Consider the following 21018-nt stretch of genomic DNA (forward strand, 5'->3'; position numbering starts at 1 on the left):
GGCGTCAGGCTCCTTCCGGTTCGGAGGCGGGTTTGGCCGCCGACACCAGCGACTGCAGCAACGCCGGGTCGCGAATGGCATTGGCGATCAACTGCTCCGCGCCGGCCTTGCCGTCCATATAGGTGTCCAGGTTGGCCAGCTGGGTGCGTGCTTCCAGCAACTTGGCCAGCGGCGCGACCTTGCGCGCGATGGCGGCCGGCGAAAAATCGTCCATGCTTTCAAAGGTGATATCCACCGCCAGCTCGCCTTCGCCGGTGAGCGTGTTGGGCACCTTGAACTGCGCACGCGGGCGCATCGACTGCAGGCGGCTGTCGAAGTTGTCGACATCGATCTCCAGTGCCTTGCGCTCGTCCAGCGATGGCAGCTCACCCGCGTTGGCGCCGGACAGGTCCGACATCACGCCCATCACGAACGGAATCTGCACCTTCTTCTGCGCACCGTAGACCTCGACGTCGTATTCGATCTGCACGCGTGGCGCCCTGTTGCGGGCGATGAACTTCTGACTGCTGGCCATGCCTGATCTCCGATTGAGCTTGCCCGTTGCGCCACCGTGCTCGGCACGGGCGCTGCCTTGTGGCTTGGATGTCGCCGGCCCGGCGGATGGCCTGCAGCCTGCGTGCGACGCCGGTGTTGCGGGCCATCCCGCAACTGCCGCGCACCACGCGGACCGAAGCGGCAGACCGTGCGATGACGCTTTCTCAGCGCTGCGGCGAGTCTAGGAATGGCGCCAAATGCCCACCCGACAAATCGTCTCAATCACACCGATGCGTGATGCACCGCCGACTTTGTGAAAGGTGCGTGATGGGTTGCCGCTGCTTTTTTCGGTTGATCCAGGGACAGGCCCCGGGGAGTGGGCCGCAGGCAGCACCGCATGAGCATCAGTTACTACAGCGCCATCGTTCCGCAGGCGTGCGCGACCACGGACGCGCAGACGCCGTTGATGATCGACCTGCTGGCTTACATCGAGCAGCACATCGGCGAGGCCGAGCTTGGCACCGACTCATTGCAACAGGCATTCGCACTCTCGCGCGCCTCGTTGTACCGGCTGTTCCAGTCGCGTGGCGGTGTGGCCAGCTACATCCGCGAGCAGCGGCTGTGCACGGCGCACCGCTATCTGCAGGCCTACCCGGACTGCAGCCTGACCTGGCTGCTGTACGAAATGGGGTTTGCCTCCGAGCGGCAGTTCCAGCGCGCCTTCCAGCAACGTTTCGGCATGCCGCCGATGCAGTGGCGCCGCCAGTGCCGCGCCAAGCCGCACGCACCGGCCCCGCGCCGTGGCCATTACATGCCGATGTGGCGTTTCATGCGCGAGCTGAGCCAGGACATGCCGCAACCAGTGCCCAGCGCGTTACGCAATGGCGTACCGGGCACCTACGGCGCGCCGCTGGTACATACCGAAGCGCTACGCCGCCTGGCACGGCCGGCGCAGAGCACGGCGGCGCGGCTGGAGCCAATGGACGCCTGAGCGCCGGCTGGGGTGTGCTCTGTTGGAGCACGCCCGCACATGCGATGGGCCACGCGGGCAGAGCCCGTCGCGCTCCGGGTGCGCTCCCGTGAGCGATCCTGGGTGACTGCGTGGGTTGGGTCGAAGTGACGCGCGCAGTGGCACCGCAGGATCACTGTGTCAGCGGATCACCAGCACCGGGATTGAGCTGTGGGTGAGCACTTCCACCGTCTGGCTGCCGAGCAGCATGCGGCGCATACCGCGGCGACCATGCGAGGTCATGATGATCAGGTCGCTCTTGCATTCCTCTGCAGTCTGCACGATGCCTTCGGCCGCGAAACGGTCCAGCACATGCCGCGAGGTCGCCTTGATGTTGGCGGCTGCCGCCAGTTCCAGCGCCGGGCGCAGGATTTTCTCAGCGGCCGCTTCGCGCTCGGTGCGGTATTCCGGGCTGGCCTCGTAGCCGACGCTCCAGCCCATCGCATCGTACATACCCATCGCCCACGGCTCGGACACGGTGACGATATCGACCTTGGCGCCAGTGGCCTTGGCCAGCTCGAGGCCCTGAAACAGGCCTCGATGCGACAGCTCGGATGCATCGATGGCGATGAGAATACGTTTGTACATGGTGACCTCCTGCAAGGATGGCATTGCTGCCGATGGACTTGAACGCACGGTGGCACGTGCGGGTGGAGCGAGCCTTGATGCGGATCAGTGCGGCGATGTTGCTGGCTGTGTTGGGACTGCGTTGGTGTGAAGTTGCCGATATTGCTGCTTTGATCGTGGTGGCGTGCTGGTGCTGGTGCTGGTGCTGGCTGGATGCTGGAGAGGTTGCAGTTGCGCTAGTGTTGTTGCTATTGCTGGCGTTTCTGTTGCTGCCAGCGCTTTTTCCTACTATTCCTGTCTCGATGGTGCATGCCGCGCAGCGCATCTGCGATCGACAACGACGACCGCGACTCGGCAAGCGTGGTGTTCAATCGGTGGCCACCGCATCCGCGTCCGGGCGCATCTCGCGCAGGCGTGCCGGATTGCCGACCGCGGTCGCCCCTGTCGGGACATCGCGGGTGACCACCGCACCGGCGCCGATCAACGCATCGTCACCGATGGTCACGCCCGGCAGGATGATCGCCCCGCCGCCGATCCACACATTGCGCCCGATGCGGATCGGCCGCCCGAATTCCAGGCCGCTGGCCCGCCCGGCGGCATCGCGCGGGTGATCGGCAGCGTAGATCTGCACGCCGGGGCCGATCTGCGTGCCGTCGCCAATGCGCACCTCGCAGATATCCAGGATCACGCAGTTGAAGTTGAGGAACACCCCGGCACCCAGGCGGATGTTGTAGCCGTAATCGCAATGGAACGGCGCACGAATCACCGCACCGTCGCCCACCTCGGCCAGGCGCTCCCGCAACAGTGCATGGCGCTGGGCTGACGTCTGCATAACAGCGGCGTTGTAGCGCAGCATCCACTCGGCTGCGGCCGCTTGATCGGCCTGCAGCTGCGCGTCGGTAGCGCTGTACAGTTCGCCTGCCAGCATCTTCTGTTTTTCTGTCTGCATGTCGTCGCGCACCCGTGTGCAATTCAAGTCGCGCCAGGGTGGCATGGATGCGTCATCTCGCGCATCGAGCGATGCACAAATGGTCCAGGCGACCTGGCCATCGCGGCTCACAGAACGTCGCGATCGGTCGACGAATGGAGGCAATTGACGTATCAAACACCAGAGTGGAACGACGAATGCAAATTTCGAACACCGACTTCATCGGCTTGGGGACCATGTCGCCATTCTTGCTTGCCGTGCATATTGCAATGCCGTTGTGCCAGCATCGATATTCCTGACCATGCCATTCCGGGATAGCCACGTTCAAGGATGACGCCATGACACGATGTGTATTCACTTGCATTGCATTGCTGCTGTCTGCGTGCCTGAGCTGCTCTGCACACGCAACGGCGTCACTTTCTTTCGAAGAAAGTGGGTACTCCATAATGTTTGAAGTCGGGCGCAGCACCCCACCAGTGATCGCCAGTCTTCGCTTCAACGCGCCCGGCGACAGCGAGGGCGTGTGGTTGCGGAGCGGGTTCCAGGTCAAGACGTTCGATACCAAGCGCAGAATCTTCCGCCTGATTTATGCAGGACATGACACGCGTGTGCCGCCATTTACGCTGGTCGTGCTCGGAAACAATTCGACACTCACCGTGAAGGGCAAGCAGATCAACTCCGCCTTCAGTTGGGAGATGTGAGCGCGCGGGGCGAGCAACGGGGGCGACGCTTCGTCCAGCAATCGCTTGCCGTATGTGACTTACACCAGCGGTCGGCTCTTCTCTCCACGCACCGTGCAACCGCACGCCGTCTTGGGCTGAAGAAAACGCAATCGCTGGCGAATGCGAACCCGACTACACCACCGTCAAATTCGCGTAGGCCATCACCAGCCACTTGGCGCCGACCTCGTCGAACTGCACCTGCACCCGCGCATGCGCGCCGGCGCCTTCATAGTCCACGACCACGCCGCCCCCAAATTTGGGATGCTCGACATTGGCGCCAAGCTTGATCGGCGCCGTCTCCACGATGCCGTGCACCGGGCCACCACGTGCCGCGCCCAGCGATGCAGTGCGCGAAACCTGCACCTTCGGGCGTACTTCGTTGAGCAGATCGCGCGGGATCTCGCGCAGGAAGCGCGAGGGCACGTTGTAGTTGTCCTGGCCGTGGATGCGCCGCGATTCGGCGTAGCACAGCACCAGTTTCTGCCGCGCGCGGGTGATGCCCACGTAGGCCAGGCGGCGCTCTTCTTCCAGCCGGCCGGTTTCTTCCAGCGAGCGCGCACTCGGGAACAGGCCATCTTCCAGCCCGACCAGGAACACGATGGGGAATTCCAGGCCCTTGGCCGAATGCAGCGTCATCAGCTGCACGCCTTCTTCGCCGGCCTGTGCCTGGCCTTCGCCGGCTTCCAGCGAGGCATAGGCCAGGAACGCGACCAGCTCGGTCATGCCCTGGCTGTCTTCATCGTCCGGCCGGGTGAAGCGCGAGGCTACCGAGACCAGTTCGTCCAGGTTCTCGGTGCGCGATTCCGAATCCAGCCCACCGCGGCTCTCTTTGGCCCAATGCTCGCGCAGGCCCGAGCGCATCAGCACGTGGTCGATGCGTTCGGCCAGTTCCATCTGCCCGGTTTCGGCATGCAACTGGCCGACCAGGCTGAGGAAGCCGGCCAGGGCGTTGCGCGCACGCGCGGCCAGGCTGTTTTCCTGCGTGGCCAGCATCGCCGCTTCCCACAACGACAGCGCATTGGCGCGCGCCAGCCGGCGCACTTCGTCCAGCGTGCGGTCGCCGATACCGCGCGTGGGCGTGTTGACTGCGCGTTCGAATGCGGCGTCGTCGCTGCGGTTGGTGAGCAGGCGCAGGTAGGCCAGCGCGTCCTTGATTTCGGCACGCTCGAAAAAGCGCATGCCGCCATACACGCGGTACGGCAACTGCTCGGAGATCAGCGCCTCTTCCAGCGCGCGCGACTGCGCATTACTGCGATACAGCACCGCCACTTCGCCATAGCTGCCACCATCACGCACCCACTGGCGCGCGCGCTCCACCACATAGCGCGCTTCGTCCACCTCGTTGTAGGCCGCGTACAGATCGATCGGGTCGCCGTCGCCCGAGTCGGTCCACAGCTGCTTGCCGATGCGGTCCGGGTTGTGCGCGATCACCGCATTGGCCGCGCCCAGGATATTGGCGCTGGAACGGTAGTTCTGCTCCAGCCGCACGGTCTGCGCACCGGGGAAATCCTTCAGGAAGCGCTGCACGTTCTCGACCTTGGCGCCGCGCCAGCCATAGATGGCCTGGTCGTCGTCGCCCACCACGAACACATTGCCCGATTCGCCGGCCAGCACGCGCACGAAGGCGTACTGGATGGCGTTGGTGTCCTGGAACTCGTCCACCAGGATTTCGCGGAAGCGCGCGCGGTAGTGCGCCAGCAGCGCCGGCGTATCGCGCAACAACTCATGCGCGCGCAACAGCAACTCGGCGAAGTCCAGCAGGCCGGAGCGGTCGCAGCGCTCCTGGTAGGCGGCGTACACCTGCCGGCGCACCTCGGTCCAGTCGTCGTTGGGTTCGGGCTGGATATGTTGCGGACGGCGGCCCTCGTCCTTCTGTTCGTTGATCCACCAGCTCAGTTGCTTGGGCGGGTACTTGCCTTCGTCCAGCTCCAGCGACTGCACCACGCGCTTGACCAGCCGCAGCTGGTCGTCGCTGTCCATGACCTGGAAGCCTTCGGGTAGCCGCGCGTCCTGCCAATGCAGGCGCAGCAGGCGATGCGCCAGCCCGTGGAAAGTGCCGATCCACATCCCGCGGCTGCCGTTGCGCAGCTGCAGGTCGGTGCGGTGGCGCATTTCGCCGGCGGCCTTGTTGGTGAAGGTCACCGCGAAGATGCCGTGGTTGGGCACGCCCTGGACTTCGTTGAGCCAGGCGATGCGATGGATCAGCACGCGCGTCTTGCCGGAGCCGGCGCCGGCCAGCACGAGGTAATGCCCCGGCGGCGCGGAAACGGCCTCGCGCTGGGCGGGGTTTAAATGATCGAGCAAATGAGAGACATCCACCGGCGCATTTTACCGGTTGTGGCGTCGCTGCGGCTGAGATTGCGATGAAGCGGTTGGGATTGCGGCCCCCATCCGCCCTTCGGGCACCTTCCCCCGCAGGCGGGGGAAGGCGGGATAGTGGCTGCTCTGCCGCCTGCCAGAGAAGCCAGGACGCTGATTGCTCTGCCACCTGCAAGAGAAGGTAGGACGCTGATCGTTTTCCCGCCTGCAAGAGCGCAGGCGGATGCTCGCCGTGGCAGAGCCCCTCTCCCGCCTGCGGGAGAGGGGTTGGGGTGAGGGCAGAGGGGTTGGGGTGAGGGCAGAGGGGTTGGGGTGAGGGCACGAGGCGCAGCCACGACGCATTGCGGGTCACCCGAGGCTTTGCTCGCACCCTCATCGGGCGCTATGCGTCGCCGTTGCCCATCGAAGAGGCCAGCGTCACGGACGGAGACGGCAGCCAGGCTGCATTTCCGGTCCTCATCCGCCTATCAGCGCTCCAGCTGCAGCAACACATCCCGCGCAATCGCCGCAGCCTGCTCGCGCAGTTCCGGCACCGCCAGGCTCTCCCACAGCGCGCCGATGCGCAGGCTGCCGATCACCCGCACGCGTGGGTTGGCCTGGCCATCGGCATCGATCAGGCGGCCGTCGGCGGCCGTGTCCACTCCAATGCCATGCGGTCCGGCCACCGCAACGCCCTGGCCCAGCATCTGCTGCAACAAGGGGTTGCGCATCGCTTGCACGCGCATCTCCACGCCGGTGGCGTTGACCAGCGTCTGCACATCCAACTGCAGCGCGTGCCCGGCATTGGCGGCCCCGGCACTGACCCGCACGCAGGCGCCCACCTCGAACGCCACATCCAGCCGCGCCCGGTGCAGCTGCAGTTGCCCGCGCGCCTGCATCGCCTGCAGCTGCGCATGCACCGGCGCAGCAATGCGATGGCGATGCACATCCCAATAGCGCACCACATGACGCAGGAAGCGGCGCTGATCGTCCACCGACAGCGTCTGCCACAGCGCTTGGCTCAACGGGCGGATCCGTTCCATCACGCTTTGCCACGGCCGCCCCTGCGCCAGCGCGTCCCGCGCAAGCTGGCGCAGGCGGCGCAGGCGCGCGCGTAGCGACAGTGCCAGCAGCGGGTGCGGATCGAAGTCGGCGCTGCCGCCATGCGCGTGCGGCAACGGCAACAGACCGTGCCGCGAGACCACATGCACCGCACCGCGATGCGCCTGCGCAGCCAGCGTCACCACGGTGTCGGCCATGCTCAGGCCGGAACCGACGATGCACACCGCCGCCTCCGGTGGCAGTGCAGCCACTGCCTCGGTGTCCCAGGCCTCGACACGCTGGGTTGGCGACAGGCCGGTGGCGCCGCGCACCGGCAGCGGCCGCAACGCATTGCCCACCGCCAGCACCACGGCAGCGGCTTGCAGCGTGTGCCCATCGTCCAGCTGTAACTGCGCGCCCTGCGCCGTGGGATGCAGCCGCTGCACACGTGCGCTGTGCACGTGCAGGCTGGCCGGGCTGGCGGCAACTGCAGCCTGCAGGCGCTCACGCAGGTACGGCGCGTAATGCCGCCGCCCCACGAAGTGCTGCGCCAGCTGCGCATCGTCCAGCTCCGGGCAACACGCATGCGCGCGCAGATAGGCCACGAAGTCCTGCGGCGCATCGACCAGCGCACTCATGCGCGCCGCCGGCACGTTGAGCAGGTGTTCGGCACGCGCGGTGGAATACGCCACGCCCTCGCCCAGCACCGGATGCGGTTCGATCAGCTCGATCCGCACCGGCGTACGCGCCTGCCGCAGCAGGTGCAGCGCCACCAGTACCCCGGAGGCGCCACCGCCGACGATGGCGATCAGCGCTTCGCCTGGTTCACGCAGTTCAGTCATGCGCGCATTGTAGGCGATGGCAGCACCGGCCTCCCAAGCGCCCAGGGCAGGCCTTACCGACCCGCCGCATACCTGCATCGCATCGCGGGCGTACGATCGCCATGTCGAATGGCCCTTCAAAAGGTTCACAGATGTCCACCGCCCTGGTCCGGCTCATCGTCTATGCCCGCGATGTCGCTGCGCTCAAAGCGTTCTATCAGACCCACTTTGCACTTCCGGTCATCGAGGAGATCGCCGGCCAATGGGTGGTGCTCGCAGCCGGGCAGATCGAGCTGGCACTGCACAGGGTGGGCGAAGCCTATCGGCAGCTGCCGGCACCCCCTGCACCGGCAACCGGCTCCACCCTCAAGTTCGTGTTCACCATCGCCTCGGACTTGTCCGCGCATCGCCAACACCTGCGGCGCGCCGGCGTACAGGTAGGCGAACTCAAACGCTACGCCGGTTTTGCCTACCAGATGTACGACGGCCACGATCCCGAGGGAAACGTCTTCCAGGTCATGCGCCTGGATTGAAGCGCCATCACTACATCAACGCATCGGCCAGCCGCGCGATGCCCTCGCGGCTACGGCGCCAGGCCGGGCGGCGGCGCCATTGCTCCAACTCCAGCGGGCGCGCATTGGCCAGGTAGTCCTGTTCGATCTGGCGCAGCCGCTGCACCACCCCACGGTCGTAGCAGAGCATGCCGATCTCGGCATTGAGCGCGAACGAGCGGATATCCAGGTTGATCGAGCCCACCAGCGCGATGTCCTCGTCCATGCTCAGGTGCTTGGCATGCAAAAAATGCGGGCGGTACAGCGCAATCTTCACCCCGCAGCGCAGCAGCTCGTCGAAGTAGGCCTCCTGCGCCCAGGCTGCCAGCCGCTGGTTATTGCTCTCCGACAGGATCAGCTGCACATCCACGCCCGATACCGCGGCAATGCGCAACGCGCTGAGCAAGGCTTCGTCCGGCACGAAGTACGGCGTGACCAGCACCACCTTGCGCCGCGCCAGATGGATTACCGCATTGATCGCATCGCGTGCGTTCTCGAACGGATACGCCGGCCCGCTGGGCAGCAACTGGGTGGCGATATTGGCCTCGCACACCGGCGCGTCCGGCCACACATCCAGGCGCTGCCCGGTTTCGGTGAACCAGTCGCTGGCGAACACCGCTTCCAGGTGATTGACCACCGGCCCGCGCACGCGCGCCACCAGTTCGCGGTTGGGCACCCCATCGATGAAGCCGGCCTCGGCCAGATTCTGCGAGCCGACAAAACCCACCTGATTATCGATTACCGCAATCTTGCGGTGATTACGCAGATCCATGCGCCCGCTGCGGCGCCAGCGCAGGCCACCGGGCAATACCGAAAGGACCTCGATGCCGCCGGCCAGCAGGCGCTTGCGATAGCGGCGCAGGCCGCGCTTGGCGCCCACCGCATCCAGCAGCACGCGACAGCGCACGCCACGCACCTGCGCACGCTCCAGCGCTGCCACCACTGCTTCGCCCACGGCATCGTCGAACATCAGGTAGTACAGCAGGTGCACGCGTTTTTCGGCCGCATCGATTGCCGTGGTCAAGGCCTGCAACGCGTGTGCGTAGTCGTCGAGCAGTTCCACTGCATTGCCCAGGGTCGGCATGAAGTCGCCCTGCCGCTCGATCAGCGGCACCACTTCGGCACTGCTGGTATCGGCCGGCGGCTGCCAGCGCAATGCATGCAAGGGCAGTTGTTGTTCGCGGATCACCTGCGAGGCGGTGGCCTGGCGCTCCACGCGCAGGCGCGACAGCCACGGGTGGCCGAACAACAGGTACAGCGGCAAGCCCACCACCGGCACGAACCCGATCAGCAACAGCCAGCTGCGCGCCGCCCCGGGCGTGGTGCGGGTGGGAATCCACAGCAGCGCGGCCAGGCGGATCACCCAGTCCAGCGCCAGCAGCCAGGTGCCTGTCACCCAATCGGGCAGCATCGGCGCTCCGTTCTCATGAGGAAGCCGATTCTGACCCGGCCGGGCGTGAAGGCAAAGATGCTTCTGCAGCCGGCACGATGCAGTGGCGAAACGGACCGCCGTGCGCATCGGCCGGTTGCACGCGCTCGGCGCAGACCTGCCGCAGCGTCTGCACGAACACGGTCTGCGCCCGCGTGGGATGCCAGTCGCTGCGCGTGGTCATGCCAATCTGCCGACGCAAGCGCGGCCCGGCGCTGCCGATCTCGCGCAACAGGCCGGCGCGGCGCTCGAACAGGAACTGGTCGCGCGACATCAGGGTCAGCCAGTCGCCTTCCAGCAACAGCCCGCGCACGGTGAGCTCGGCCCCGCATTCGATGCGCAGCGGCGGCGGCTCCAGCTGGCGGTCGCGGAACATGCGCTCCCAGCGCTCGCGCACCGGCGTGCCGGCAGCGGCCATCACCCATGGGTAGTCGAGCAACTGCACAGAGGCGTACGCCTTGCCGGCCAACGGGTGCCCGCTGCGCGCCACGATCACCGGCTCGTCGTCGAATAGCGGTTCCTGCAGCACATCGCGCACCGGCAGGGGCTCGCGTAGCGCGCCGATCAGCAGGTCCAGCCCGCCCTCGCGCAGATGCGCCAGCAATTCCGCATACGGCCCTTCGACCACGCTGATGCTGGCGGCCGGGTGCGCGCGCGCAAAGCGTGCCAGCACCTGCGGCAGCAGGATCGCTCGGGCCAGCGGCATCACCCCCACCACCACCCGTCCGGCATGCTGGGAGCGCAGGGCTGCCACTTCATCGCGCGCGGCGCGAACCTCGGCCAGCGCCAGCCGCACCTGCCGCAGCAGCCGTTCGGCCACCGGCGTGGGCTGCACCGCCTTGCCGCGGCGCACCGTCAGCGGCACTTCGATCACATCGGCCAGGGACTGCACCGCGCGGTAGACCGCCGGCTGCGACACGCCCAACTGCACACCCGCCAGCGAATAGCTGCCCGCCGCATCTACCGCCACCAGCGCCTGCAACTGCCCCAGCGACACCCGCCGCTCCAGCCCCGGGCGGGCGGGCAAGCGCAGCGCGCGCCGCGCCACCCGGATGCCGCGGCCCAGATGCGCCAACGCGCGCTCGATCCGCGGCACCACCAGGCCTGTGGCCTCGGTGGCCAGCATCCCACCCGGTTGCCGGTCGAACAGGCGCACGCCCAGCTGCTGTTCCAGCCGCGCCACCGCCTGGGTGAGGGCTGGCTGCGACAGGTTCACCTGTGGCGCGGCCGCGCTGATGCTGCCCAGCCGCTGCACCACGGCCAGGGCATGAAGATGGCGAAGATTCGGTTCCGTTAGCGGCGGCATGCTCTAACTATAAGCAAAACCAATACGCATACCTCAAATGAATCTTGAGCACGTTGACTCTCGCCGCGCAGACTCGGCGCACCACTAACGAGGATGGATGGATGAGCCAGGTCGTCACCCAGGTCGCGCGCGCACCCATCGCCATCGTCGACGGGCTGGCACAGGCCGGCGTGGCCACGGTGCACGAAGCGCAGGGCCGCAGCGGTCTGCTGCACCACCGGCTACGCCCGATCTATGCCGGCTGCCGCGTGGCCGGCACCGCGGTCACGGTGTCGGTGCCGCCAGGCGACAACTGGATGATGCACGTGGCCATCGAACAGCTGCAGCCCGGCGACGTGCTGGTGGTGGCGCCCACCAGTGACTGCTGCGACGGCTACTTCGGCGATCTGCTGGCAACCTCGGCGCAGGCGCGCGGCTGCCGCGGGCTGATCATCGATGCCGGCGTGCGCGATGTGCGCGACCTCACCGCCATGCAGTTCCCGGCCTGGAGCCGCGCCGTCTGCGCGCAGGGCACCATCAAGGAGACGCTGGGTTCGGTCAACGTGCCACTGGTCTGCGCCGGGCAGCTGGTGCAGCCCGGCGATGTGGTGGTGGCCGACGACGACGGCGTGTGCGTGGTGCCACGCGCCGCCGCTCAAGACGTGCTGGTTGAAGCGCAGGCGCGCGAGGCGCGCGAGGTGCTCAAGCGCGAGCGGCTGGCACGCGGCGAACTGGGCCTGGACATCTACGCCATGCGCGAGCGGCTGGCAGCCAAGGGCCTGCGCTATGTCTGAGCGCGTCCGCGCGATGTGGATGCGCGGCGGCACCTCCAAGGGTGGCTTTTTTCTGGCCGACGACCTGCCCGCCGACACGGCCGCACGCGATGCCTTCCTGCTGCGCGCCTACGGCTCGCCGGACCTGTGCCAGATCGATGGCATGGGCGGCGCCGACCCGCTGACCTCCAAGGTCGCGGTGGTGTCGCGCTCCACACGCCCCGACGCCGATGTGGACTACCTGTTCTTGCAAGTGGCAGTCGAACAGGCGCAGGTCAGCGATGCGCAGAATTGCGGCAACATGCTGGCCGGTGTTGGCCCCTTCGCGCTGGAGCGCGGCCTGCTTCCGGCGCGCGATGGCATCACCGACGTGCGCATCTTCATGCGCAACACCGGCACCCTGGCCACCGCCAGCGTGCAGACACCTGGCGGCCAGGTGCGCTACAGCGGGGATACCCGCATCGATGGCGTGCCCGGTACCGCCGCCCCGGTCGCACTGGCCTTTGCCGACATCGCCGGTTCCTCCTGCGGCGCGCTGTTGCCGAGCGGACGCGCCGTGGACACGCTCGATGGTGTAGCGGTGACGCTGATCGACAACGGCATGCCCTGCGTGGTGATGCGCGCCAGCGATGTCGGGATCAGCGGATATGAGGACCGCGCCACGCTGGATGCGGATGCGGTTCTCAAGGCGCGGCTGGAGTCCATTCGGCTGCAGGCTGGTCCCCTGATGCAGCTGGGCGATGTCGGCACCGCGACAGTGCCGAAGATGATGCTGGTGGCCGCACCGCGCAACGGTGGCGCGATCAGCGTGCGCTCGTTCATTCCGCACCGCTGCCACGCGTCCATCGGCGTGCTGGGTGCGGTCAGCGTCGCCACCGCCTGCCTGCTGCCGGACGCGCCGGCGCATGCCCTGGCGCAGTTGCCCGGCGGCAGCGCCCAGCAGGTGGAGGTGGAGCACCCCAGCGGCATGAGCAGTTGCCTCATCGAGTGCGACGCACACGGCGCAGCGCTGCGCGCCGCGGTGATCAGGACCGCACGCAAGCTGTTCGATGGTGAGTTATTTGCATGAGCGTCGCCACCCCGCCCTGTGCGTCGGCGTTTGACTGCGCAGCATCATCTCTTTCCGCATCGCGACGAGCATTGCCATGATCATCGATTGCCACGGCCACTACACCACCGCGCCTGCCGCGCACGATGCGTTTCGCAAGGCGCAGATTGCGCACTACAACGACCCAGGCCTGGCAGTGCCGGTATATCCGCAGATCTCCGACGACGAGCTGCGCGAAAGCGTGGAGCAGCACCAATTGCGCCTGCTGCGCGAGCGCGGCGCCGACATGACCATCTTTTCGCCACGCGCCAGCACCATGGCCCATCACATCGGCAATGACGCCGTAAGCCAGGTGTGGACGCGCCACTGCAACGATCTGATCGCGCGCGTGGTGCAGCTGTATCCGCACACCTTTATCGGCGTCTGCCAGTTGCCGCAATCGCCGGGCGTATCGATCGCGCACTCGATCGCCGAGCTTGAACGCTGCATCAGCGAGCTTGGATTTGTCGGCTGCAATCTCAATCCCGATCCGTCCGGCGGCCACTGGACCGGGCTGCCATTGACCGATCGCGCCTGGTATCCGTTCTTCGAAAAGATGGTGGAACTGGACGTGCCGGCGATGGTGCATGTCTCAGGCAGCTGCAATGCCAATTTCCATGCCACCGGCGCGCATTATCTCAACGCCGACACCACCGCCTTCATGCAGTTTCTGCAAGGCGACCTGTTCGCCGATTTTCCGCAGCTGCGCTTCGTCATCCCGCACGGTGGTGGCGCCGTTCCGTATCACTGGGGCCGCTTCCGCGGCCTGGCCGACATGCTCGGCAAGCCGCCATTGGCCACGCACGTGATGCGCAATGTGTTCTTCGATACCTGCGTCTATCACCAGCCCGGCATCGACCTGTTGTTCGAAGTCATCGACATCGACAACATCCTGTTCGGCTCGGAAATGGTCGGCGCGGTACGCGGCATCGACCCGCAGACGGGGCACTACTTCGACGACACCAAGCGCTATATCGACGCATTGGCGATCTCCGATGCCGACAAACGCAAGGTATTCGAAGGCAACGCGCGTCGCGTCTATCCACGCCTGGACGCGCAATTGCGCGCGCGTGGACTGTAGCTGCGTTTCCTTCTCCCATCGGGAGAAGGTGCCCCGTAGGGGCGGATGCGGAGCGCCTCGGAGAGTGGTCACCGGCTGCGATGCCAAACGCGCCGCCACGCGCCTTCTGAAATGAAGTGCCGGCTACCTTGCCTCGAACTGCAAGCTACTGACAGTGCGTGCACGGAAAAAACGACGTCTCGCTCCATTCTCCCGTCGGGAGAAGGTGCCCCACAGGGGCGGATGCAGGGCGCCTCAGTGAGTCGTCACCGGCTGCGATGCCAAACGCGTCACCACGCGCCTTCAGCAGTGAAACGCCGGCTGCCTTGTTTTTCTCACCTGTGGAGAAGTGCATGCCGCCAGCAGAGCTGTGTTGCAAGGTGTAAGAGGGGGAAAAGAATGCTGTGCATTGACGCGTGTCGATCAGGCACCTTGCCCCGATCAGGAGCGCCGCGATCGGTTCCCCCAAACGCAAACACCCGCCTTGCGGCGGGTGTTTGCCTGGAAGCAGATCGCGTAATCGGTGGATTACTTGATCTTGCCTTCCTTGTACATCACGTGCTTACGCACGACGGGGTCGTACTTCATCATTTCCATCTTCCCCGGAGTGTTTTTCTTGTTCTTGTCCGTGGTGTAGAAGTGGCCGGTAGCGGCCGAGGAAATCATACGAATCTTGTCACGCTTGCCTTTTGCCATGACTGCTTACTCCTCAGACCTTTTCGCCGCGCGCACGCAGCTCTTTCAGAACGGCATCGATCCCGTTCTTGTCGATGGTGCGCAATGCATGCGCGGAGACACGGAGCTTCACCCAGCGGTTTTCGCTGGCGACCCAGAAACGGCGCTCGTGCAGGTTGGGCAGGAAGCGACGACGGGTTCTGTTGTTTGCGTGGGAGACGTTGTTACCCGTCTGCACACGCTTGCCGGACACTTGGCATACGCGGGACATTACGCACCTCGATAAATGAATTGCCACCCATAGCCTGGGGAGCGGCGGCCCCGACAGCGTCAAGCTGCCACGCAACGTTGGGAATCAAGAACTTACGCTGGAACCGGCCGGCAACCCCATCGCGCTGGGTGCCGCCATCCGGAGCGATCCGGGCACAGCGAGCCGCGCATTATGCATGGCTTTCCCAAGCGCCGCAAGCACTTACAGCACTTCCACTAGCGCTGCTGCTGCGCCGCGCCCGACGATGGCAGCGGATCAGACGCCCCCGGGCTGCGCCAGCACAGCGACCCGACGCAATTCCGCCCAGGCGCCGCGTGCCACCTCCCACGCCGAGCGCAGGAACAGCAGCAGCAGCGCCACCGCAATCACCAGATCGGGCCAGCCGCTACCGAACGCCCAGACCCCGGCACTGGCAGCCAGCACCGCGATGCCCTCGTAGACATCGTTGCGCGAGCAGGCCCAGGCCGAGGCCAGGTTGATGTCGCCCCTGCGGTACGGCCACAGCAAGCGCAGGCACAGCAGGTTGGCGGCGAAGTTCAGCGCCGCCACCAGGCCCATGCTCTGGAACAATGGCAGCTGCGGGTGAGCCAGCTTCCAGCCGATCTCGGCCGCCACCGCCAGCGCGGCCAGCAGGATCAGCCCGGCCTTGAGCAAGGCCACCCGCGCCTTGGCCGCCAGGCTGGCGCCCACCACCGCCAGGCTCAACGCATAGGTCAACGCATCGCCCAGGTTGTCCAGGCTGCCGGACAGCAGCGCCGCGGCGCCACTGTGCAGCGCACCGGCCAGCATCAGCACGAAGCTGCCGGCATTGATCGCCAGCACCCACCACAGCACGCGCCGCTGACGGGCCTGCATCGCCGCCACCTCCAGCGTCTTGCCGCACCCGCAGCAGGACCCGCTCATGGCGTGCCTGCCTGCGGCCGTGCGGCCTCAACCGATGTGGAGGGCTGCGACCGCGCACGGTGCAACCAGCGATACAGCACCGGCAGCACCAGCAAGGTCAGCAGGGTGGACGAGACGATGCCGCCGATCACCACCGTGGCCAGCGGGCGCTGCACCTCCGCACCGGCGCCGACGTTGAAGGCCATCGGCACGAAGCCCAGCGCGGCGACCAGTGCGGTCATCAGCACCGGCCGCAGGCGAGCGAGCGCGCCTTCGCGCAAGGCCTGCTCCAGCGGCATGCCCTGCGCACGCAAACTGCGGACGAAGGCGATCATCACCAGGCCGTTGAGCACCGCCACACCCGATAATGCGATGAAGCCGACACCGGCCGAGATCGACAACGCCAACCCGCGCATGGCCAACGCCACGACACCGCCGGTCAACGCCAACGGCACGCCGCTGAACACCACCACCGCATCGCGCAACGAACCGAACGACCAGTACAACAGCGCGAAGATCAGCAACAAGGTGCCCGGCACCACCCAGGCCAGGCGCTGGCCGGCGGAGATCAGTTGCTCGAAGGTGCCGCCGTAGCCGATCCAGTAGCCGGTGGGCAAGGCAACGCCCGCCTGCACGCGTTGCTGCACCTCCGCCACGAAGCTGCCCAGATCGCGGTCGCGCACGTTGGCGGTGATGACGATGCGGCGTTTGCCGTCTTCGCGATTGATCTGGTTCGGGCCGAGCACCGTCTCGATCTTGGCGACCTCACGCAATGGCACGGTGGTCGGCGCGCCGCTGCGCCAGCCGGCCGCGCGGCTGGATTCGTCGACATCGCCACGCTCGCCATCGCCGCGCAGCGGGATCGGCAAATCCGCCAAGGCGGCCGGGTCCTGACGCAGGCCCTCCGGCAGCCGTACCACGATGTCGAAACGGCGATCGCCTTCGAACAATTGCCCGGCCTCCTGCCCGCCCACTGCGGCAGCCACGGTGTCCTGCACCACACCGGGATTGAGCCCGTAGCCAGCCAGTGCAGCGCGGTCGGGCACCACCGCCAGCATCGGCAGGCCAGTGGCCTGTTCCAGGCTGACATCGGCTGCCCCGGGCACGCCGCTGGCGATCTCCTGCACGCGCTGCCCCAGCTTCACCAGGGTTTCCAGATCGTCGCCGTAGACCTTGATCGCCACGTCCGCACGCACGCCGGAAATCAGCTCGTTCATGCGCATCTGGATCGGCTGGGTGAACTCGTAGTTGTTGCCAGGCAACTGCTTCACCGCCGCTTCGATCTCGGCCACCAACTGCGCCTTGGGCTTGCGCGGATCCGGCCATTGCGCACGCGGATGCATGATCAGGAACGTGTCGGCCACCGATGGCGGCATCGGGTCGGTAGCTACTTCGGCGGTGCCGAGCTTGCCGAACACATGCGCCACTTCCGGAAATTGCTTGATGCGTTTTTCCAGGGTGGATTGCATGGTGATGGCCTGTTCCAGGCTGGTGCCGGGAATGCGCAAGGCATGCAGCGCAATATCGCCTTCATCAAGGTTCGGGATGAACTCGCTGCCCAGGCGCGTGGCCAGCACGGTGCATAACGCCACCGTCGCAAGGGCAGCAATGCCGATCCAGCGGCCGTGGCGCAGCGCGCGATCGAGCAACGGCGCGTACACACCGCGCGCCCAGCGCATCGCGCGGTTTTCATGCTCGGCCACCTTGCCACCGAGCAGCAACGCGATGGCCGCCGGCACGAAGGTCAGCGACAGCAGCATCGCCCCGCTCAGTGCCAGCACCACGGTGATGGCCATCGGGTGGAACATCTTGCCTTCGATGCCAGTGAGCGCGAATACCGGCAGATACACCGCGGTGATGATGCCCAGGCCGAACAGGCTGGGGCGGATCACCTCGGCAGTGGCTTCGGCAGTGAGCTCGAAGCGTTCGTCGCGCTCGAGCACACGCCCAAGGCGCAACTGTGCTTCGCCAAAGCGGCGCAGGCAGTTCTCCACGATGATCACCGCGCCATCGACGATCAAGCCGAAATCCAGCGCGCCCAGGCTCATCAGATTGCCGGACACGCCACCGCGCACCATGCCGGTGAGCGTGAACAACATCGCCAATGGAATCACCGCCGCGGTGATCAACGCCGCACGCACATTGCCCAGCAGCAGGAACAACACCACGATCACCAGCAATGCGCCTTCGATCAGGTTCTTGGCAACGGTGACGATGGTGCGGTCGACCAGTGCGGTGCGGTCGTACACCGGCACCGCCTGCACGCCGGCCGGCAGGCTGGCGTTGGCCACTTTCAAACGCTCGGCAGCCGCCTGCGACACGGTGCGGCTATTGGCGCCGACCAGCATGAACACCGTGCCCAGCACCACTTCGGTGCCGTCCTGCGTGGCCGCACCGGTGCGCAACTCGCGGCCCTCGCCCACCTGCGCCACATCGCGCACCCGGATCGGCACGCCTTCGCGCCGATCCAGCACGATCGCACCGATCTGCGCGATGTCGTCCACCTGCCCAGGCACCCGCACCAGGAACTGCTGTCCATTGCGTTCGATATAGCCGGCACCGATGTTGCGATTGTTCGCCTCCACCGCGCGCGCGACATCGTCCAGCGTGAAACCCAGTGCGACCAGGCGCGCCGGGTCGGGCGTGATATGGATCTGCCGTGCATAGCCGCCGATGGTGTTGACCTCGGTAACCCCGGGCACATTGCGTAGCTGCGGCCGCACCACCCAATCCTGCAGGGTGCGCAAGTCGGTCGCCGTCCATGCGGTGCCATCGGGTTTGCGCGCATTGGGCTTGGCCTCCACGGTGTACATGAAGATCTCGCCCAGGCCGGTGGCAATCGGCCCCAGTTGCGGCTCCAGTTCGGCCGGCAACTGCGATTTGACCTGCTGCAAACGCTCGGCGACCTGCTGCCGCGCAAAATACAGATCGGTGCCATCGGCAAACACGGCGGTCACCTGCGACAACCCATAGCGCGACAGCGAGCGCGTGGACTCCAGCCCCGGCAATCCCGCCAGCACCGTCTCCAGTGGAAACGTCACCCGTTGTTCCGACTCCAGCGGCGAATACCCCGGTGCTGCGGTATTGACCTGCACCTGCACATTGGTGATATCCGGCGTCGCATCGATCGGCAAGCGCGAAAAACTCCACGCCCCGATCGCAATCAATCCCCCGGTCAACGCCAGCATCAACCAGCGCTGCGCGATTGCAAAGCGAATGATATTGCTCAGCATGACAGGCCCCTCCGTGCATACCTGGCACCGCACTGCGCCGGGCGCCACCCTCGTGGTGCCAACGACCGACAGCGCGGCCTCCGTGTCGCGTCGCGACGCAGCACACCAAACAAACACCCCTCCGCACACCAGCACCAAGGCTGTTGCTGGTGCTGTTGCTGTTGCTGTTGCTGTTGCTGTTGCTGTTGCTGTTGCTGTTGCTGTTGCTGTTGCTGTTGCTGTTTGCTTTCGGGGCCCCATACCGCAGCGGCAAGGCCGGCAGATACAACCCGCAGGGCGGCGCGCATGGACGCGCGACGTTTTTGTAAGGGACAGGGATGTCCCTTACAAAAATTTCTGCCGGACTTGCGCACCCGCAGCGCCGCAGGCGCGGAGGGCGCGAGGACGGGGTGTGCTTTCTTTTTGGTTACTTTTTCTTTGCACAAGCAAAGAAAAAGTGACTCGCGCCCGCCAGGGCGTGACAGCCTTTGCCCTAGCCCAACAGGGCGCAAAAGCCCTTGCCCTAGTCTGAAAAGGCGCGAAAGCCTTGACGCTGGCATGCCCCCGCGTATCCGACAAACGCCCCCACTCGACAACGCAATGCCGCCCACCACAACGCGCTCAATGATCATGCGATGCCCCCGACTTTTCGATGTCGGCCTTCACCAGATAGCTCTGCTCCACCACCACCGTATCGCCCGGCGCCACACCCGACACCACTTCCAACTGCTGCGCATCGCGCGCGCCCAACGTCACCGGCCGAGCCTCGTACACCTCGCCCACCTGCACGAACACCACGTCCCAATCGCGAAAGCGCTGCATCGCCCCCACCGGCACCACCATCGCTGCCGGCTGCTGGGCCACCGTCACCCGCGCCTTCACCGCCGACCCTGGCCGCCACGATCCGTCGGTATTGCGCAACACCGCGCGTGCCACCGTGCTCTGGCTGGCCGTGGCCGTGCCCGGCAACACGCGTTCCAGCGTGGTCTGCGCCACCACGCCATCGCTGATGCGCGTCACCGTCACCGGCGCGCCGGCGGCGATATGCCCGGCATCGGCGCCAAAGATGTGCAGATCCACCCACAGGCTCGACAGATCGGCGATCTCGAACAAGGCCTGGCCTTCGCTGGCATTGCTGCCCAGGCTGGCATTACGCGCCAGCACCGTGCCGCCGATTGGCGCGGTGACCGCGTAGGTGGTCAGACTCAGATTGCTCTCCACCGTGGCCAGCACCTGGCCGGCCCGCACCTGATCGCCGACGTTGGCGCGCAGGCTGCGCACCGGCCCGGGGAAGCGCGCGGTCGCCTGCGCCTGCGCCCCCTCTGCCGGCGTCAGCAGACCTTGCACTTCATGCTGATCGGCGATGCTGCCGGCGCCCACCGGCGCCACGCGGATGCCGGCGTCCTGCGCGATCCTGGCGGCAATCGTGGTGCGGCCTTCGTAGCTGGAATAGCTCCAGCGATGCGTCTTGCCCTGCACGCTGGCGCGCACTTCCACATCGAACGAATGCGGCTCCCCCACCTCACTGGTGGCGAGCAGGCTTCCGTCGGCCTGCGCACGCAGTGGATAGGTGTCGACCTTGCCACCCAGCCGCGTGGCCCTGACCTGCACGCTGCCAGCGCTGGCCGGTAACGGTTTGCCGTCGCGATACAACCAGGCCTGGAACGTCGGCGGGCGGCCGTCTTCGGCGATCGCAAGCTCCACGCTGTCGCCGTCCTGGCTGAGCAGGCGGCCGCCGTGCGCGCCCTGGGCCGCTTCGTCGGCATGATCGCTGCCGCCCTCTTCGCTGTGTCCTGCCTCACCGCCCGCATGGGCATGGCCGTCTTCTTCGGTGCGGGCGCAACCGCCGAGCAGCAGCGCCAGCAGCAGCGGCGCAAAAATGGAGTGCGTCATCGATGGAACTCCTTTGGAAGGCCGGCGCAGCGCGCCGGCC

18 protein-coding genes and 1 pseudogene are annotated in these 21018 nt (G+C 66.3%); 7 read left to right on the plus strand and 12 right to left on the minus strand.

The window, feature by feature from the left end; genetic code table 11:
• Positions 1-4: 4 nt before the first annotated feature.
• Complete coding sequence (gene tssB, locus A7D17_RS07140) at positions 5-514, minus strand: type VI secretion system contractile sheath small subunit (protein WP_008572540.1); 510 nt, start codon at positions 512-514, stop codon at positions 5-7.
• A 292-nt stretch (positions 515-806) separates the two neighbouring features.
• Here tssB and tagK point away from each other — a divergent pair.
• A pseudogene (tagK, locus tag A7D17_RS07145) lies at positions 807-1465 on the plus strand (transcriptional regulator TagK).
• A 159-nt stretch (positions 1466-1624) separates the two neighbouring features.
• On the opposite strand, the gene A7D17_RS07150 reads toward tagK, so the two are convergent.
• Both A7D17_RS07150 and A7D17_RS07155 read right to left on the minus strand, forming a co-directional pair.
• Positions 1625-2071: a universal stress protein gene (locus tag A7D17_RS07150; RefSeq protein WP_064508491.1), complete on the minus strand. Its 447-nt coding sequence runs from the start codon at positions 2069-2071 to the stop codon at positions 1625-1627.
• 346 nt (positions 2072-2417) lie between these two features.
• Positions 2418-2999, minus strand: a complete 582-nt coding sequence (locus A7D17_RS07155; RefSeq protein WP_064508492.1) for a sugar O-acetyltransferase — start codon at positions 2997-2999, stop codon at positions 2418-2420.
• A gap of 455 nt (positions 3000-3454) precedes the next feature.
• Here A7D17_RS07155 and A7D17_RS07160 point away from each other — a divergent pair, with 455 nt between their 5' ends.
• Positions 3455-3679: a hypothetical protein gene (locus A7D17_RS07160; protein WP_064508493.1), complete on the plus strand. Its 225-nt coding sequence runs from the start codon at positions 3455-3457 to the stop codon at positions 3677-3679.
• Positions 3680-3832: 153 nt separating this feature from the next.
• Here A7D17_RS07160 and uvrD read toward each other — a convergent pair whose 3' ends face one another.
• Positions 3833-6019: a DNA helicase II gene (gene uvrD / locus A7D17_RS07165; protein ID WP_064508465.1), complete on the minus strand. Its 2187-nt coding sequence runs from the start codon at positions 6017-6019 to the stop codon at positions 3833-3835.
• Positions 6020-6486: 467 nt separating this feature from the next.
• Positions 6487-7881: an FAD/NAD(P)-binding protein gene (locus A7D17_RS07170; protein ID WP_064508466.1), complete on the minus strand. Its 1395-nt coding sequence runs from the start codon at positions 7879-7881 to the stop codon at positions 6487-6489.
• 131 nt (positions 7882-8012) lie between these two features.
• Here A7D17_RS07170 and A7D17_RS07175 point away from each other — a divergent pair, with 131 nt between their 5' ends.
• Positions 8013-8393, plus strand: a complete 381-nt coding sequence (locus A7D17_RS07175) for a VOC family protein (RefSeq protein WP_064508467.1) — start codon at positions 8013-8015, stop codon at positions 8391-8393.
• A 10-nt stretch (positions 8394-8403) separates the two neighbouring features.
• Here A7D17_RS07175 and cls read toward each other — a convergent pair whose 3' ends face one another.
• Positions 8404-9822, minus strand: a complete 1419-nt coding sequence (gene cls, locus A7D17_RS07180; protein ID WP_064508468.1) for a cardiolipin synthase — start codon at positions 9820-9822, stop codon at positions 8404-8406.
• A 13-nt stretch (positions 9823-9835) separates the two neighbouring features.
• A complete protein-coding gene (locus A7D17_RS07185; RefSeq protein ID WP_064508469.1) occupies positions 9836-11146 on the minus strand; it encodes a LysR family transcriptional regulator in 1311 nt (436 codons plus the stop codon).
• 101 nt (positions 11147-11247) lie between these two features.
• On the opposite strand from A7D17_RS07185, the gene A7D17_RS07190 reads away from it, so the two are divergent.
• From A7D17_RS07190 to A7D17_RS07200, 3 genes are all read left to right on the plus strand, one after another.
• A complete protein-coding gene (locus A7D17_RS07190; protein ID WP_064508470.1) occupies positions 11248-11919 on the plus strand; it encodes a 4-carboxy-4-hydroxy-2-oxoadipate aldolase/oxaloacetate decarboxylase in 672 nt (223 codons plus the stop codon).
• Positions 11912-12967: a 4-oxalomesaconate tautomerase gene (locus A7D17_RS07195; RefSeq protein WP_064508471.1), complete on the plus strand. Its 1056-nt coding sequence runs from the start codon at positions 11912-11914 to the stop codon at positions 12965-12967. The genes A7D17_RS07190 and A7D17_RS07195 overlap by 8 nt, the downstream gene beginning before the upstream one ends.
• Positions 12968-13043: 76 nt before the next feature.
• Positions 13044-14066, plus strand: coding sequence for an amidohydrolase family protein (locus A7D17_RS07200; protein ID WP_064508472.1), 1023 nt, complete (start codon positions 13044-13046; stop codon positions 14064-14066).
• Positions 14067-14573: 507 nt separating this feature from the next.
• On the opposite strand, the gene rpmG is transcribed toward A7D17_RS07200, so the two are convergent.
• The 4 genes from rpmG to A7D17_RS07220 form a co-directional block, all read right to left on the minus strand.
• Positions 14574-14741 (minus strand): 50S ribosomal protein L33, encoded by a 168-nt coding sequence (rpmG, locus tag A7D17_RS07205; protein ID WP_002809462.1) that lies wholly within the window; start codon positions 14739-14741, stop codon positions 14574-14576.
• A gap of 13 nt (positions 14742-14754) precedes the next feature.
• Complete coding sequence (gene rpmB / locus A7D17_RS07210; RefSeq protein WP_002809459.1) at positions 14755-14991, minus strand: 50S ribosomal protein L28; 237 nt, start codon at positions 14989-14991, stop codon at positions 14755-14757.
• 255 nt (positions 14992-15246) lie between these two features.
• Positions 15247-15894, minus strand: coding sequence for a cation diffusion facilitator family transporter (locus tag A7D17_RS07215; protein ID WP_064508473.1), 648 nt, complete (start codon positions 15892-15894; stop codon positions 15247-15249).
• Entirely contained in the window at positions 15891-19106 is a 3216-nt protein-coding gene (locus tag A7D17_RS07220) for an efflux RND transporter permease subunit (protein WP_064508474.1), read from the minus strand. Before A7D17_RS07220 ends, A7D17_RS07215 begins: the two co-directional genes overlap by 4 nt.
• Before the next feature lie 149 nt (positions 19107-19255).
• On the opposite strand from A7D17_RS07220, the gene A7D17_RS24515 reads away from it, so the two are divergent.
• Positions 19256-19414, plus strand: a complete 159-nt coding sequence (locus A7D17_RS24515; protein WP_162578016.1) for a hypothetical protein — start codon at positions 19256-19258, stop codon at positions 19412-19414.
• Between the two features lie 292 nt (positions 19415-19706).
• Here the strand turns inward: A7D17_RS24515 and A7D17_RS07225 are convergent, their stop codons facing one another.
• Positions 19707-20978: an efflux RND transporter periplasmic adaptor subunit gene (locus tag A7D17_RS07225; RefSeq protein WP_064508475.1), complete on the minus strand. Its 1272-nt coding sequence runs from the start codon at positions 20976-20978 to the stop codon at positions 19707-19709.
• Positions 20979-21018 lie beyond the last annotated feature (40 nt).

The sequence above is a fragment of the Xanthomonas floridensis genome (assembly GCF_001642575.1).
GTDB lineage: Bacteria > Pseudomonadota > Gammaproteobacteria > Xanthomonadales > Xanthomonadaceae > Xanthomonas > Xanthomonas floridensis.

What these genes read in the sequence shown, in the direction of transcription:
- A7D17_RS07220 (WP_064508474.1), bottom strand. Translation starts at nt 19,106, where the DNA reads ATGCTGAGCAATATCATTCGCTTTGCAATCGCGCAGCGCTGGTTGATG.
- A7D17_RS07155 (WP_064508492.1), bottom strand. Translation starts at nt 2,999, where the DNA reads ATGCAGACAGAAAAACAGAAGATGCTGGCAGGCGAACTGTACAGCGCT.
- A7D17_RS07200 (WP_064508472.1), top strand. Translation starts at nt 13,044, where the DNA reads ATGATCATCGATTGCCACGGCCACTACACCACCGCGCCTGCCGCGCAC.
- A7D17_RS07185 (WP_064508469.1), bottom strand. Translation starts at nt 11,146, where the DNA reads ATGCCGCCGCTAACGGAACCGAATCTTCGCCATCTTCATGCCCTGGCC.
- rpmG (WP_002809462.1), bottom strand. Translation starts at nt 14,741, where the DNA reads ATGGCAAAAGGCAAGCGTGACAAGATTCGTATGATTTCCTCGGCCGCT.
- rpmB (WP_002809459.1), bottom strand. Translation starts at nt 14,991, where the DNA reads ATGTCCCGCGTATGCCAAGTGTCCGGCAAGCGTGTGCAGACGGGTAAC.
- A7D17_RS07215 (WP_064508473.1), bottom strand. Translation starts at nt 15,894, where the DNA reads ATGAGCGGGTCCTGCTGCGGGTGCGGCAAGACGCTGGAGGTGGCGGCG.
- A7D17_RS07225 (WP_064508475.1), bottom strand. Translation starts at nt 20,978, where the DNA reads ATGACGCACTCCATTTTTGCGCCGCTGCTGCTGGCGCTGCTGCTCGGC.
- tssB (WP_008572540.1), bottom strand. Translation starts at nt 514, where the DNA reads ATGGCCAGCAGTCAGAAGTTCATCGCCCGCAACAGGGCGCCACGCGTG.
- A7D17_RS07170 (WP_064508466.1), bottom strand. Translation starts at nt 7,881, where the DNA reads ATGACTGAACTGCGTGAACCAGGCGAAGCGCTGATCGCCATCGTCGGC.
- A7D17_RS07190 (WP_064508470.1), top strand. Translation starts at nt 11,248, where the DNA reads ATGAGCCAGGTCGTCACCCAGGTCGCGCGCGCACCCATCGCCATCGTC.
- A7D17_RS07195 (WP_064508471.1), top strand. Translation starts at nt 11,912, where the DNA reads ATGTCTGAGCGCGTCCGCGCGATGTGGATGCGCGGCGGCACCTCCAAG.
- A7D17_RS07175 (WP_064508467.1), top strand. Translation starts at nt 8,013, where the DNA reads ATGTCCACCGCCCTGGTCCGGCTCATCGTCTATGCCCGCGATGTCGCT.
- cls (WP_064508468.1), bottom strand. Translation starts at nt 9,822, where the DNA reads ATGCTGCCCGATTGGGTGACAGGCACCTGGCTGCTGGCGCTGGACTGG.
- A7D17_RS07150 (WP_064508491.1), bottom strand. Translation starts at nt 2,071, where the DNA reads ATGTACAAACGTATTCTCATCGCCATCGATGCATCCGAGCTGTCGCAT.